At 71.4% G+C, this 12,550-nt stretch carries 15 protein-coding genes; 10 read left to right on the top strand and 5 right to left on the bottom strand.

All coding sequences use genetic code 11. The annotated features are described in order from the left end of the window. Positions 1-106 precede the first annotated feature (106 nt). Positions 107-922, top strand: a complete 816-nt coding sequence (locus tag QNO21_RS03405; protein ID WP_257519472.1) for an arginase family protein — start codon at positions 107-109, stop codon at positions 920-922. Continuing rightward, the gene (locus QNO21_RS03400) at positions 919-1,374 is read left to right on the top strand and encodes a Fe-S oxidoreductase (protein WP_257519473.1); all 456 of its coding nucleotides are present in this window, start codon (positions 919-921) and stop codon (positions 1,372-1,374) included. Before QNO21_RS03405 ends, QNO21_RS03400 begins: the two co-directional genes overlap by 4 nt. 9 nt (positions 1,375-1,383) lie before the next feature. Here the strand turns inward: QNO21_RS03400 and QNO21_RS03395 are convergent, their stop codons facing one another. Genes QNO21_RS03395 through QNO21_RS03385 form a run of 3 tightly spaced genes read right to left on the bottom strand, consistent with a single transcriptional unit; the run spans position 1,384 to position 3,092 of the window. Further along, entirely contained in the window at positions 1,384-1,845 is a 462-nt protein-coding gene (locus QNO21_RS03395; protein WP_257519474.1) for an SIP domain-containing protein, read from the bottom strand. Between the two features lie 48 nt (positions 1,846-1,893). Beyond that, on the bottom strand, positions 1,894-2,619 hold the full coding sequence (locus tag QNO21_RS03390; protein WP_257519475.1) for a tyrosine-protein phosphatase: 726 nt from the start codon (positions 2,617-2,619) through the stop codon (positions 1,894-1,896). Then, positions 2,616-3,092, bottom strand: coding sequence for a carboxymuconolactone decarboxylase family protein (locus tag QNO21_RS03385; protein ID WP_257515322.1), 477 nt, complete (start codon positions 3,090-3,092; stop codon positions 2,616-2,618). The genes QNO21_RS03390 and QNO21_RS03385 overlap by 4 nt, the downstream gene beginning before the upstream one ends. Positions 3,093-3,306: 214 nt before the next feature. Here QNO21_RS03385 and QNO21_RS03380 point away from each other — a divergent pair, with 214 nt between their 5' ends. Genes QNO21_RS03380 through QNO21_RS03350 form a run of 7 tightly spaced genes read left to right on the top strand, consistent with a single transcriptional unit; the run spans position 3,307 to position 9,654 of the window. Then, positions 3,307-4,812 carry an ABC transporter substrate-binding protein gene (locus tag QNO21_RS03380; RefSeq protein ID WP_257519476.1) on the top strand — a complete coding sequence of 502 codons (1,506 nt, stop codon included), beginning with the start codon at positions 3,307-3,309 and terminating at the stop codon, positions 4,810-4,812. Next, positions 4,809-5,759, top strand: a complete 951-nt coding sequence (locus QNO21_RS03375; RefSeq protein ID WP_257519477.1) for an ABC transporter permease — start codon at positions 4,809-4,811, stop codon at positions 5,757-5,759. Before QNO21_RS03380 ends, QNO21_RS03375 begins: the two co-directional genes overlap by 4 nt. After that, positions 5,756-6,673, top strand: coding sequence for an ABC transporter permease (locus QNO21_RS03370; RefSeq protein WP_257515325.1), 918 nt, complete (start codon positions 5,756-5,758; stop codon positions 6,671-6,673). Before QNO21_RS03375 ends, QNO21_RS03370 begins: the two co-directional genes overlap by 4 nt. After that, positions 6,670-7,458 carry an ABC transporter ATP-binding protein gene (locus QNO21_RS03365; RefSeq protein WP_257519478.1) on the top strand — a complete coding sequence of 263 codons (789 nt, stop codon included), beginning with the start codon at positions 6,670-6,672 and terminating at the stop codon, positions 7,456-7,458. The genes QNO21_RS03370 and QNO21_RS03365 overlap by 4 nt, the downstream gene beginning before the upstream one ends. Beyond that, positions 7,455-8,279 (top strand): ABC transporter ATP-binding protein, encoded by an 825-nt coding sequence (locus tag QNO21_RS03360; protein WP_257519479.1) that lies wholly within the window; start codon positions 7,455-7,457, stop codon positions 8,277-8,279. Before QNO21_RS03365 ends, QNO21_RS03360 begins: the two co-directional genes overlap by 4 nt. A gap of 9 nt (positions 8,280-8,288) precedes the next feature. Further along, positions 8,289-9,341, top strand: coding sequence for a M4 family metallopeptidase (locus QNO21_RS03355; protein ID WP_257519480.1), 1,053 nt, complete (start codon positions 8,289-8,291; stop codon positions 9,339-9,341). Then, the gene (locus tag QNO21_RS03350; protein ID WP_257519481.1) at positions 9,334-9,654 is read left to right on the top strand and encodes a protealysin inhibitor emfourin; all 321 of its coding nucleotides are present in this window, start codon (positions 9,334-9,336) and stop codon (positions 9,652-9,654) included. Before QNO21_RS03355 ends, QNO21_RS03350 begins: the two co-directional genes overlap by 8 nt. On the opposite strand, the gene QNO21_RS03345 is transcribed toward QNO21_RS03350, so the two are convergent. After that, on the bottom strand, positions 9,629-10,252 hold the full coding sequence (locus QNO21_RS03345) for a GNAT family N-acetyltransferase (protein WP_257519482.1): 624 nt from the start codon (positions 10,250-10,252) through the stop codon (positions 9,629-9,631). The genes QNO21_RS03350 and QNO21_RS03345 overlap by 26 nt on opposite strands. A gap of 4 nt (positions 10,253-10,256) precedes the next feature. Beyond that, a complete protein-coding gene (locus QNO21_RS03340) occupies positions 10,257-10,964 on the bottom strand; it encodes a uracil-DNA glycosylase (RefSeq protein ID WP_257519590.1) in 708 nt (235 codons plus the stop codon). A 165-nt stretch (positions 10,965-11,129) separates the two neighbouring features. Between QNO21_RS03340 and QNO21_RS03335 the strand changes: the two genes are divergently transcribed. Next, positions 11,130-12,545 carry an HNH endonuclease signature motif containing protein gene (locus QNO21_RS03335; protein WP_257519483.1) on the top strand — a complete coding sequence of 472 codons (1,416 nt, stop codon included), beginning with the start codon at positions 11,130-11,132 and terminating at the stop codon, positions 12,543-12,545. The last annotated feature ends 5 nt before the right edge of the window (positions 12,546-12,550 follow it).

Here is a 12,550-nt window from a genome sequence, read left to right as displayed (position 1 = left end):
CACGGGCGCCGTCTCCTCACGGAGCGGCGCCCGCTGTCGTCACAGCCAGGGGTTTACACGGCGCGGCCGGTCGTTTCGGCACGCCGCTTCAGGGGAAGATGGGCACATGACCCGGTTCATCGTCGTTCCGCAATGGCAGGGCTCGCCGTCTGCGCGCGCCATGCTGCTCGTCGACGGTGCGGAGGCGATCGAGGGCGATCTCCCCCGCGCCGCCTGCACCCGTGTGGATGTGCCCCTCGAAGCCGGCGAGTCGCTCGACACCGGCGTACACCGGCTGAGCGCGCTGGAGCGCGTCCAGACGCTGGTCGCCGAAGCGCTCGCCCCGGTCCACGAGCCGTTCGTCGTCGTCGGCGGCGACTGCGCGGTCGCCGTCCCCGCCATCCGGCACGCCGCGGCCCGGCATCCCCACCTCGCGGTGGTCTGGCTCGATGCCCACGGAGACCTGAACGACCCGCAATCCTCGCTCTCGGGCGCCTACGCCGGCATGGCCCTGCGTGCCGTCGTCGGCGACGGGGAACTCGCCCTGCCCGCGGGCACCATCCCGCCCGAGCGCGTCGTGCTGGCCGGAGCCCGGGAGCTGGATGCCGCAGAGACGGCGTACCTGCAGACCTCCGCGATCACCCATCTCTCGCCTGAGGCGTTCACCGACTCCGCCGCGCTCGCCCACGCCGTCGCTGCGACCGGGGCCGACGCCGTGTACGTGCACGTCGATCTCGACGTGCTGGACCCGGCGGCGATCACCGGTGTCGGCAGCGCCGTCCCCTTCGGCATCGAGGTGCCGCAGCTGGTCGCCGCCCTCGCCGAACTGCGACGGCGCGTACCGCTCGCCGGCGCGTCGCTGGCGGGGTTCTCACCCGTCTCGCCGCGAGCCGCGGTCGACGACATGGGAGCGATCCTGCGCGTGATCGGCGCGCTCGCGTGAGCCCGACCCGCACCCCGCCGGCAGGCTGGCGAGAAGCAGCGCACGAGGCATTGGCCCGCGGCCGGCGGTGGGACCGCTGGATCCCGAGCGTGCTGCTGGATTCGCCGGTGAGCCGCCTGGGCTACCTCTGGGGCACCGCCGTCGGCCTGGTGTGGGGCACGCTGTGGTCCACCGGCCGCGTCGAGAAGCGGCAGGGTCTGTGGGTGTTCCGGGGCATGCCGGGCTGGACGTTCGGCCGCGGCGGCGTCTGCGTGGGCGGGTGCTTCCTGACCGGCAGCGGCCGCGTCACCACCGGCCTGCTGCGGCACGAGGCGGTGCACAAGCGGCAGTGGCAGCGCTATGGCGCGCTCATGCCCCTGCTCTACCTGCTGGCGAGACGCAACCCGCTGACGAACCGCTTCGAGATCGAGGCGGGACTCGAAGACGGCAGGTACGTGCCGCGCGGCTCGTGAGTGCGCCGCTCAGCGCGCGGTCGCGAGGCCGAAGCGCTCCGGCGTGCGGATGTCATCGGCCGGCATGCCGATGCGACCGGTGAGGTGGTCGACGATGTCGGCGGTGCCGAGGTAGCCGCCCAGCAGGAACACGCGGGTGCCGCCCTCCTGTCCGCACAGCATCTCGTCGGCCCACGCCGCGACCGCCCGCGCGAGCGCCTCGCCCGGCGCGCAGGACCGGCCGGTCCCCGGTGCACCGGAGCGGCGGGAACGGTCGAGCCAGGTCAGCGTCATGCGCGGGGGCACCGCGATGTCGGCACACCAGGTGTCGTCGGGGACCTCGATGAAGACGCGTCCGGTCGAGCACAGCGGCAGCGTGGCGAGAAGCGCCTCGAGATCGGTGAGCGAGTGCTCGTCGGCGGTGACGAGGTGCTGCACGCGTGTGTGCTTGGAGGCCCGGCAGGCGGTGGCGTTGTGGTCGAGGGAGGTCATGACACTGCCACGATACACCGACATAGGGTTGCCTAACCTGAGTAAGGGTCAGCTATGCCGCACGAGCAGCGCGGTCAGCTCGCGGATCTCGTCGTCCCCTAGGCCGTGCGCGCGCAGGAACTCCACGGGAGCGCCGTAGCGGCCCCGCAGATCGTCGAGGAGGGTGCGCATCGCGGCGGCGGGCGACTTGGTCGCGAGTTCCTCGAGAAAGCGCGCCTCAGGATGCTGCGAGCGCAGATACCGCAGCACGCGGGCGTTGCGCTGTGCGGGCAGCAGCGCCTCGGTGCGCGCATAGTCCGCCACCACGGCATCCTCGTCGACGCCCGCCGCGGCCAGCGTGAGTCCCACGGTGACTCCGGTGCGGTCCTTGCCGACGGTGCAGTGAACGAGCACCGGCTGATCGGCCAGCACTCCCCGCACCACCTCGACGACGCGGTCGGCGGCCTCATCGAGCATCGCGCGGTAGAAGCCGTCGAGATCGATGTCCTTCTCCAAGAACGACGCGGCCGAGCCGAGGAGGAGGGGAACGCGCATCGTCTCGAGCCCCAGCCCATCGACCAGCGACGGCTCGAGGGCCACCTCGTCGTCCGCGCGCAGGTCGATCACCCGCCGCAACCCCAGCTCCCGCAACGTGCGCCTGCCGACATCGTCCAGGCGCGCGAGGTTACCCGAGCGGAACAGCACGCCCGAGCGCGTCACTCCGCCCTGCGCCGGCAGGCCCCCCACATCACGGAAATTGAGCGCGCCGGAGACGGCCCAGGTGGCATCCGTCATGCCTGCTCTCCGTCGCGTGCGGGCACGGGGTAGCGACCGGCGATGGCGACGCGGTTGAACGCGTTGATCGACACCAGGATCCAGCTGATCGCCACGTACTCCTTCTCCGACAGGATGGCGCCCACCCGGTCGTACACATCGTCGGGAACTCCGCCCAGGTCGATGCGCACGTGGGCCTCGGTCAGTTCCAGCGCCGCGCGCTCACGCTCGCTGAAGACGCCCGAGTCCCGCCACACCGCGACCTGCGCGATCACGTCCGCGGTGAGTCCGGCGGCCGTCGCCCGGTCGACGTGCACCCGCACGCAGAACGCGCATCCGTTCAGCTGCGACGCGTGGATCTGCACGAGCTCGCGCAGGCGGGGCTCGACGCCGGCTTCATCGGCGAGCGCGCCGACGGTCTTGGCCACCGCGTCGAGGGCGCGGTAGGCCGCAGGTGCGGAGCGGGACAGGTGCACGCGCGCTTCATCGCTCATGATCTGACCCTAGCCCGGCCCGGAATCTGCGCCCGGAGCGGCATGATCGCCCTTCTGCCTCGGCGGAGGCCGAAAAAATCCTGATCCCGGGCTCACAATGGGCGGCCCCGATGCGCGACCTGCGTCGGGCGGACCATAGGCTGTTAGGCGCACAAGAGTACGCGGAGGCCACGGACAGCGCCGACGCCCCCGCCCTTGCGAAAGGATTCCCTCCATGCTCCGCCGTACCCCCCTGGCCGCCGCCGTGCTCATGGCCGGCGCTCTGGCCCTCACGGCCTGCACCGCAGAGCAGACGCCCGCCCCGTCGACCAGCGCCGTCGCCGACCCGAACGCCTCCGTCACGGTGCGCATGGTCGCCGAGCCCGGCAACCTCGACATCCGTGAGACAGCCGGCGCCGCGCTCGACCAGCTGCTCATCGACAACGTCTACCAGGGCCTGGTGTCGCGCACCCCCGAGCAGGACATCGTCCCCTCCCTGGCCAGCGACTATGAGGTGTCAGAAGACGGGCTCACCTACACCTTCACCCTGCGCGAGGGGGTGGTCTTCCACGACGGCCAGCCGCTCACCCCGCAGGACGTGGTGTGGTCGCTCACCCAGGTGCGGGACACCCCCAGCTACCGCGATGCCGAGCGGCTCGCCGGCATGACCTCGGTCACCGCCGACGGCCAGACGATCACCATCACCCTGAGCCAGCCTGATTCGAGCTTCCTGTGGAACCTCACCGGTCGCGCGGGCCTGGTGCTCAAGGAAGGGGATGCCACAGACCGCAAGACCGCCGCCAACGGCACCGGACCCTTCACCCTCTCGTCGTGGCGTCAGGGCGACAGCGTCACCCTGCAGCGGTTCGACGGCTACTGGGGCGACCCCGCCGGCGTCTCCGAGGTGATCTTCGCGTACATCCCCGAGACGCAGGCGGCCCTCAACGCCGCCCTCGCCGGTGAGGTCGACGTGGTGACCGGCTTCGACGCGAACCTCTCGGAGCAGATCGAGGCCAACGGCGACTTCACCGTCGAGGTCGGTGCGTCGACCGACAAGGGCACCCTGGCGATGAACGCGGCAGCGGAGCCGCTGGCCGACGTGCGCGTGCGCCAGGCGATCCGCCAGGCGATCGACCACGACGCCATCGTCGAAGCGATCGGCGCCGGCCAGACGCAATACGGCCCCATCCCCGAACTCGACCCCGGTCACGAAGATCTCTCCGACGTCGTGCCGCACGACCCCGAGGCCGCGCGCGAGCTGCTCGCTGAGGCGGGCGCGGAGGATCTCGAGCTGACGCTCACGATCCCGTCGTTCTACGGCACCACCGTGTCGCAGATCCTCGTCTCGAACCTGCACGACGTCGGCGTGACGCTCGAGATCGACCCGGTGGAGTTCTCGGCCTGGCTCAACGACGTCTACGTCAACCGGGACTACGAACTCAGCTTCGTGCTGCACACCGAGGCGCGAGACTTCGAGAACTGGGCGGACCCGTCCTACTACTTCGGCTACGACAACGCCGAGGTGCAGGAGCTGTTCGCACAGTCGCTCGCGGCGACGGACGAGGCCGAGGCCGACGAGCTGCTGGCGCAGGCCGCACGCATCGTCTCGGAGGACCACGCCGCCGACTGGCTGTACAACGGCGCCTCGGTGGTCGCGGTCGGCGATAGCATCGCCGGTATGCCGACGGTCAACGTGAACGAGCGCCTCAACCTCGCCGAGATCACCAAGAGCGAGGGGTGATCCGCTACGCGCTGACGCGGCTGGTCCTGCTGCTGGTGGGTCTCGTCGTTGCCAGCGTGTTGATCTTCGTCACCCTGCGGGTGCTGCCCGGCGACATCGCGCAGATGATCGCGGGCGTCGGAAGCACCCCCGCGCAGGTCGAGGCCATCCGGTCGGGCCTGGGTCTTGACCGACCGCTGCCGGTCCAGTACTTCGACTGGATGTCCGGGGTGGTTCGCGGAGACCTCGGCACGTCGCTGCTGACCGGAACCCCGGTGGCGACCGAGCTCGCGCAGAAGGCCGAGGTGACCGTTCCGCTCGGCCTGCTCGCCATGGCCATCGCGCTGGTGTTCAGCGTGCCCCTGGGCGTTGCCTCAGCGCTGCGGCGCGGCCGCGCCGACGGAACGATGATCACCGTCGGCGCCCAGGCTCTCGCCGCCGTTCCCGTCGTCTGGGCCGGCATGATGCTCGTCGTCGTCTTCGCGGTGTGGCTCGGCTGGCTGCCCGCCCAGGGCTTCCCCCGCTCGGGCTGGGCGGACCCTGCCGCTGCCTGGCGCGCCCTGCTGCTGCCGGCGATCACGATCGGCATCGTCGAAGGCGCCATGCTGCTGCGATTCGTCCGCTCGGCGACCCTGCAGGCGGTGGGCCAGGACTACGTGCGCGCCGCCGCGGCGAAAGGGCTCACCCGCACCCAGGCGATGCTGCGTCACGGGCTTCCCAACGTCGGGTTGTCGATCATCACGGTGCTGGGCCTGCAGGTCGCCGGCATCATCGTCGGGGCCGTGGTCATCGAGCAGCTGTTCTCCCTCCCCGGCATCGGCCGCATGCTCGTCGTCGACGTCGGCCAGCGCGATCTGCCCAAGGTGCAGGGAGAGCTGCTCGTGCTCACCGGGTTCGTGCTCGTGGTCGGTTTCGCGGTGGACCTGTTCCACCGGGTGATCGACCCGCGGCAGCGGGAGGCGCAGTGAAAGGCGCATCTGCCCAGGCACGACCCGCACGCGCCGCTGACCGGTGGGGCTGGCTGCGCCGCCTCACCGCCCTCACCACCGGCCGCATCGGGCTGGCCGTGTTCGCCGGCGTCGGCCTCACCGCCGTCGTATCGGCGTTGTGGACACCGTTCGACCCGCAACGCGTGGACATCGCCCAGCGGTGGATGCCGCCGGGCTGGCCCCACCTGCTCGGCACCGACGGCACCGGCCGCGACATCCTGAGCCTGATCATGGCGGGTTCTGTCACCACTGTCTGGGTCGCCCTCGGCGCGGGCCTCGTGGCCACCCTCATCGGCCTCGTGCTGGCATCGCTCGGGGCACTCACGGCACGGTGGGTGCGCGAGTCGGTCGCTGTGCTCGTCGACATCCTCATCGCCTTTCCGGTGCTGCTGATCGCCATGATGATCTCGGCCGTGTGGGGCGGGTCGCTGTGGGTGGTGATCCTCTCGGTGGGGATCGGCTTCGGCGTCAACATCGCCCGCGTGACCCGCCCCGAGCTCCGCCGGGTGCTGCACAGCGAGTTCGTGCTCGCGGGCCGCGCTGCGGGACTCACCCCGACGCAGAACCTGCTGCGCCACCTCTTCCCCAACGTTGCACCGGTGTTCATCGTGCAGCTGTCGTGGGGCATGGCCGTGGCGGTGCTCGCCGAGGCGGGTCTGTCGTACCTCGGGTTCGGCGCACCGCCGACCCAGCCGTCATGGGGAGGGCTGCTGAGCGAGCTGCAGAGCTACATCACGGTGCACCCGTTGTCGGTGGTGTGGCCGGGCCTGGCCATCACGCTCACGGTGCTCGGTCTCAACCTGCTCGGCGACGGACTGCGCGAGGCAACGGACCCGACCCTGTCTCGGCGCGTCAACGCAGCGCGCGCACACGTGCCGGAGGTGGTGGCATGAGCCTCGAGGTCCGCGATCTGGTGATCGAGCTGGGCGGCCGGCGCGTGGTCGACGGCGTCTCGTTCGACGTGCCCGATTCGGCACGCGTGGGCCTCATCGGCGAATCGGGCTCCGGAAAGTCGCTCACCGCGCTGGCGATCATGGGCCTGCTGCCGGACGCCGCGACGACGTCGGGCAGCATCCGCTGGAACGGCCGCGAGCTCATCGGCATGAAGGACCGCGATCTCGCCCGCTTGCGCGGCGACGAGATCGGCATCGTCTTCCAGGAGCCACGGACCGCCCTCAACCCCATCCGCAACGTGGGTCGGCAGATCTCGGAGTCGGTGCGCATCCACGAGCGCGTGTCCCGCCGCGAGGCCAAGGCCCGCGCGGTCGCCGAGGCGAGGCGGGTCGCCCTCCCCGACCCGGAGCGCATCGTCGCCCGATACCCCCACCAGCTGTCAGGCGGACAGCGGCAGCGCGTGGCCATCGCCATGGCGCTGGCCTGCCGGCCGCGCCTGCTCATCGCCGATGAGCCGACGACCGCGCTGGACGTCACGATCCAGGCAGACATCCTGCACCTGCTCGGCGACCTCGTCTCCCGCGACGGCATGTCGCTGGTGTTCATCACCCACGACCTCGCCGTGCTCTCGCAGATCGCCACGCACGGCGTCGTGCTCGAGCACGGCCGCGTCGTGGAGGCGGCGCCCGTGCCGACCCTGCTGAGTTCGCCGGCGTCGCCGGTGACCCGGGGGCTGCTGCGCGACGCCACCGCCACCCTGTGGCGTCCGGGAGGCGGCGCATGACGACGCTGCTGCGCGGCCGCGGCCTCACCCGCCGTCATCTCGCCCCCCGCACCGCGCTGTTCGAGCCGCGGCGCTGGACGACGGCGCTGGAGGACGCCGACGTCGACGTGCGGGAGAACTCCGCCCTCGGTGTCATCGGCGAGTCCGGCTCCGGAAAATCCACACTGGTGCGGCTGCTGCTGGGGTTGGACAGCCCCACCGCCGGCACCGTCGAGTTCGACGGCCGGCCGGTGGTGGCATCCGCGCCCGCCCGCTCACTCCACTGGCTGCGGCGACAGACCGGCATCGTGTTCCAGGATCCTTACGAGTCGCTGGATCCGAGGATGAGCATCGGGCGCATCGTCGGCGAGCCGCTGTGGGCCCTCGGAATCGACGGCGACCACCGCGCCCGGGTGCGGCAGGTGCTGGCTGACGTGGGTCTCGAGCCCGACATGGCCGACCGCTTCCCGCACGAGTTCTCGGGCGGCCAGCGCCAGCGCGTCGCCATCGCCCGCGCCATCGTGCACCGGCCCCGCCTGCTGGTGGGCGACGAGCCCCTGTCTGCACTGGACGTGACGGTGCGAGCCCAGATCCTGGAGCTGCTGCGCGACCTGCGGCGCCGCGAGGGCCTCGCGCTCGTGCTCGTCTCCCACGACATCGGCGTCGTGCAGAATCTCTGCGACGAGGTGATCGTGATGAAGGACGGCCGCATCGTCGAAGAAGGCCCGACTGAGAAGGTGCTACTCACGCCGCAAGTGGCGTACACCCGGCGGCTGCTGGCATCCATCCCTGCGATCGACCCCGGCAGCGGGGGCGTGACGGATGTCGGCGCCGCCCCCTAGCCTCATGGCATGAACGCCATCGTCCCGCCCTACCTGCTCGCTCGACTCGCAGCGACCGAGGCCCCTCATCTGGCGCGGGCGGCCCAGGCGGCGCGCGCCACCCTCGGGGCCCAGCGCGGCTACCACCCCGACCTCACGCGCCTGCGCCTGTCGATCGACGAGAACGGCTCGCTCGTCGCCGAAGGGGGACCCTCCCCCGATCGCGCCATCTCCGACGCGCAGCATCAGGAGACGCTGCCCGGTGTGCTCGTGCGCGCCGAAGGCGACGACCCCACCGGCGACGACGACACCGACGAGGCGTACGACGGCCTCGGGGTCACGTTCGACCTCTTCTGGGACGCCTTCGGGCGCGCGGGGATCGACGCCGTGGGCGGCACGCTCGCGGCCACCGTGCACTACGGCGTCGATTTCGACAACGCCTTCTGGAACGGCGAGCGCATGGTCTTCGGCGACGGCGACGGCGAGGTGTTCACCGGGTTCACCGACTCGCTCACGGTGATTGCACACGAGCTCACGCACGGCGTCATCGAGTACTCCGGCGGGCTGGTGTACGAGGGGCAATCCGGCGCCCTCAACGAATCCATCGCGGATGTGTTCGGAGCCCTCGCCGAACAGCACCATCTGCGGCAGCGCGCCGACGAGGCGTCGTGGCTCATCGGCGCCGGCATCTTCACCGACGCGGTGCAGGGCAGGGCGCTGCGCTCGCTCGCAGCGCCGGGCACCGCCTACGACGACGACGTGCTGGGGCGCGACCCGCAGCCCGGCCACATGCGCGACTACGTCGAGACGACCGACGACAACGGCGGGGTGCACATCAATTCCGGCATCCCGAACCGCGCCTTCCACCTGGTGGCAACCACCCTCGAGGGCTTCGCGTGGGAGCGCGCCGGGCGCATCTGGTACCTCACGCTCACCGGCGGCTCCCTCTCCCCCACGACCGATTTCGCCGCGTTCGCCCGTGCCACGCTGGCGGTCGCCGTCGCGGAGTACGGTGAGGACTCAGAGGAGGTCGCCGCCGTCCGAGCCGGCTGGTCGGGCGTGGGCGTGATCGACGATGCCTGAGTGCCTTGAGCCCGCCCTCTCGGTGACGGTCGTCCGCACCGGCGGTATCGCAGGACTTCGCCGCACGTGGCGCGCTGCGCCCGCCGGCGACGACGCCGAGCGGTGGCTCGAACTCATCGATCGCTGCCCGTGGAACGACGGAAGCCACGATCCTTCCGGCGCCGACCGCTTCTGCTGGCGAGTGAGCGCAGAGACGGGGCGGGAGCACCACGAGGCCGAGCTGCCGGATGCCGACGTGACCGGCCCGTGGCGCACGCTCATCGACGCGGTGCGGGCCTGGCCAGACGTCACCCTTCCCGCAGGCGACCGATAAGGCCCTTCTTCTTCACCGGTTTGAGCGACTTCTGCAGGTAGACCGTTCCGAGCCACCGGCCGAACTTGTGCCCGACGCGGCCCATGCGACCCACCTCGACGAAGCCGAGCTTCTCGTGCAGCGCGATGGAGGCGTCGGCGCCTCGGTCGCTGATGATGGCGACCATCTCGCGGATGCCGGCCTGCTCCGACGCCGCGATGAGCGCCTCGAGCAGCGCGCGTCCCAGACCCTTGCCGGTGGCGGCCTGGCCGAGGTAGATCGTGTCCTCGACGCTGTAGCGGTAGCCCGATTTGCTCGACAGCGGCTGCACGTAGGCGTAGCCGAGGATCTGCCCCGACGGGGACGCGGCGACCAAGAAGGGAAGGCCCAGCTTCTGAGCGTGGGCGAGCTTCTCGCGCCACTGCGCGTTGGTCCACTTCTTCTCGTCGAATGTCACCACCGAGTTCGTGACGTAGTGGTTGTAGATCTCGCGGATGTCGGGCACGTCCCGCTCCTGCGCAGGGCGGATCTCGTACGAGAAGGGACGCTCCGGCTCGGGGCGGCGACGCAGGTGTCGGGGCAGTCGGCGCCGGTCTCGCTCGTACTCGTCCTCCAGCATGCCGTCAGCCTAGGGCCGCGGGGTCGGGGAGCCGCCAATCCACCGGCTCTGCGCCCTGTTCCACGAGCAGGGCGTCCGCGCGCGAGAAGGGACGGGAGCCGAAGAACCCCCGGGACGCCGACAGCGGCGACGGGTGCGGCGACTCGATGCGGGGCGTGTCACCGAGCATCGGCGCGAGCGCCGCGGCATCCTTCCCCCACAAGATCGCCACGAGGGGCTGTTCACGCTGCACGAGCGTCCGGATCGCGTGCTCGGTCACCTTCTCCCACCCCCACCCCCGATGCGATCCGGCCGCGCCCGGCGCGACGGTCAGCACGCGGTTGAGCAGCATGACGCCCTGGTCGCTCCACGCCGAGAGGTCACCGTGGGCGGCCGGCGGGATGCCGAGGTCGTCGGAAAGCTCTTTGTAGATGTTGCGCAGGCTTCGCGGGATGGGGCGCACGTGCGCGTCGACGGCGAACGACAGCCCGATCGGGTGCCCGGGCGTGGGGTACGGGTCCTGCCCCACGATCAGCACGCGCACGTCCTCGAGCGGCCGCTGGAACGCGCGGAGCACGCGGTCGCCGGCGGGCAGGTATTCGCGCCCTGCGGCCGTCTCGGCGCGAAGCCGCTCACCGAGCGCGGCGATGTCGGGGGCGACCGGCTGCAGCGCCCGCGCCCACCCGGGGTCCACCATTCCCGCCTCCGCGAGTTCGGGCAGGGTCATCGCCATCCGCTCCTCCGTCCACACCCGACCAGCCTACGGAGGGGGCGCTTCGGGTGCGGTACGTCGCCGTTTCCTCCCCAGCCCGGAGCGACGTCGAGTTATCCACAATCACCGTTTGGTCTGGGGTTTGTGGCGCTCTCGATGTCGGAGGGGGTCACCAGAATCAGGGGTATGAACACCTCCCCGGCCACCGGTTCGATCGCCACCTCGATCGCCACTGCCTCGCACGGCGCGGTGATCACCGGCGTGGAAGACACGCGCCAGGCGATCGCGGCGCTGCAGGCGGAAGAGCTGCAGTGGCTGGCCCGGGCGGAGGCGATCGCCGCGGAGGAGACCGCGCGGGTGCCGTCGAGCGAGGGGCGGGAGCGGGAGATGCCGCGGCGGGCCATGGCGGCCGAGCTCGCGGCGGTGCTGCGGCGATCGGACCGGGGCATGCAGGAACGGATGCGGGACGCGGCGGTGCTGGTGGACGGGTTCCCGGCAACGCTGGCCGCGCTGGAGTCGGGCCGCATCGACGTGGCGCATGTGCGGGTGATCCAGGATGCCGGCGCCCGCATCACCGACCCCGACGCCCGGGCCCGGTTCGAGCAGGCCGCGCTGGTGGTGGCGGAGCGGGAGACGCCGGGGCGGGCGAAGCCGATCATCCTGATGCTGGCGCAGAAGCTCGACCCGGTGCCGCTGGAAGAACGGCACGCGGAAGCGACCGCCGGGCGGCGGGTGTGGGTGCGCGACCTCGACGACGGCATGGCGGAGCTCGCCGCGGTGCTTCCCGCACCGCTGGCGTACGCGATCCGGGACCGGCTCACCGCGCACGCCCGAGAGATCGTTGCGGCGGCACGGGCCGCGCGGGCCGGGTCTTCGGCCGGCGGCGGCCCGGGCGAGAACCGCGTTGGCGCGGGTGGTGCCGGTACCGGAGCAGATCGTGTCGCCCGCGACGACGTCGCCGAGACGGATGTCGTCGCGACCGACCTCCGCACCACCGACCAGGTCCGCGCCGATGTGCTCGCCGATCTGCTCCTCACCGGGCACGCAACCGCCCCGGTGTCAGCGGGCAGCATCCCCGAGACGGCGGCGATCACCGCGCACGTGCAGATCACCATCCCCGCCGCCACCCTCACCGGCGACAGCACCGAACCCGCCGAACTCATCGGATACGGACCGATCGACCCCGACACGGCCCGACGTCTCGCCGCGACCGCCGACGTGTGGGAGCGACTGTTCACGTCCCCCACGACCGGGGCGGTGCTGCAGGTCGACACCTACCGGCCCAGCGCCCAGATGCGCCGGCTCCTCGATGCGAGGGACGAGCACTGCCGGTTCCCCGGCTGTCGAAGGCCCGCCCGGCTGTGCGACGGCGACCATACGATCGACGCCGCGCTCGGCGGGCCGACACGGGTCAACAACCTCGCGAACCTCTGCCCCGGCCGGCATCACCCCGTCAAACACGGGACAGCATGGAGCGTGGTACAGAAACCCGACGGCATCCTCGAATGGACAAGCCCGACAGGGCGGGTCTATGTCGACATCCCGAGGCGGGTGCTGGAGTTCATGGCCCTCGCCGCGGCGGAAGAACCCGCACCGTTCTAGACACC

Origin of the sequence: Microbacterium sp. zg-Y818 (genome assembly GCF_030246905.1) — a bacterium.
Classification (GTDB): Bacteria; Actinomycetota; Actinomycetes; order Actinomycetales; family Microbacteriaceae; genus Microbacterium.
This window is presented reverse-complemented; position numbering and strand designations above follow the sequence as displayed.

Excerpts from the sequence above, each read along its gene's own strand:
- QNO21_RS03405 (WP_257519472.1), top strand. The coding sequence starts at position 107 with ATGACCCGGTTCATCGTCGTTCCGCAATGGCAGGGCTCGCCGTCTGCG.
- QNO21_RS03395 (WP_257519474.1), bottom strand. The coding sequence starts at position 1,845 with ATGACCTCCCTCGACCACAACGCCACCGCCTGCCGGGCCTCCAAGCAC.
- QNO21_RS03390 (WP_257519475.1), bottom strand. The coding sequence starts at position 2,619 with ATGACGGATGCCACCTGGGCCGTCTCCGGCGCGCTCAATTTCCGTGAT.
- QNO21_RS03385 (WP_257515322.1), bottom strand. The coding sequence starts at position 3,092 with ATGAGCGATGAAGCGCGCGTGCACCTGTCCCGCTCCGCACCTGCGGCC.
- QNO21_RS03380 (WP_257519476.1), top strand. The coding sequence starts at position 3,307 with ATGCTCCGCCGTACCCCCCTGGCCGCCGCCGTGCTCATGGCCGGCGCT.
- QNO21_RS03365 (WP_257519478.1), top strand. The coding sequence starts at position 6,670 with ATGAGCCTCGAGGTCCGCGATCTGGTGATCGAGCTGGGCGGCCGGCGC.
- QNO21_RS03360 (WP_257519479.1), top strand. The coding sequence starts at position 7,455 with ATGACGACGCTGCTGCGCGGCCGCGGCCTCACCCGCCGTCATCTCGCC.
- QNO21_RS03355 (WP_257519480.1), top strand. The coding sequence starts at position 8,289 with ATGAACGCCATCGTCCCGCCCTACCTGCTCGCTCGACTCGCAGCGACC.
- QNO21_RS03350 (WP_257519481.1), top strand. The coding sequence starts at position 9,334 with ATGCCTGAGTGCCTTGAGCCCGCCCTCTCGGTGACGGTCGTCCGCACC.
- QNO21_RS03345 (WP_257519482.1), bottom strand. The coding sequence starts at position 10,252 with ATGCTGGAGGACGAGTACGAGCGAGACCGGCGCCGACTGCCCCGACAC.
- QNO21_RS03340 (WP_257519590.1), bottom strand. The coding sequence starts at position 10,964 with ATGGCGATGACCCTGCCCGAACTCGCGGAGGCGGGAATGGTGGACCCC.
- QNO21_RS03335 (WP_257519483.1), top strand. The coding sequence starts at position 11,130 with ATGAACACCTCCCCGGCCACCGGTTCGATCGCCACCTCGATCGCCACT.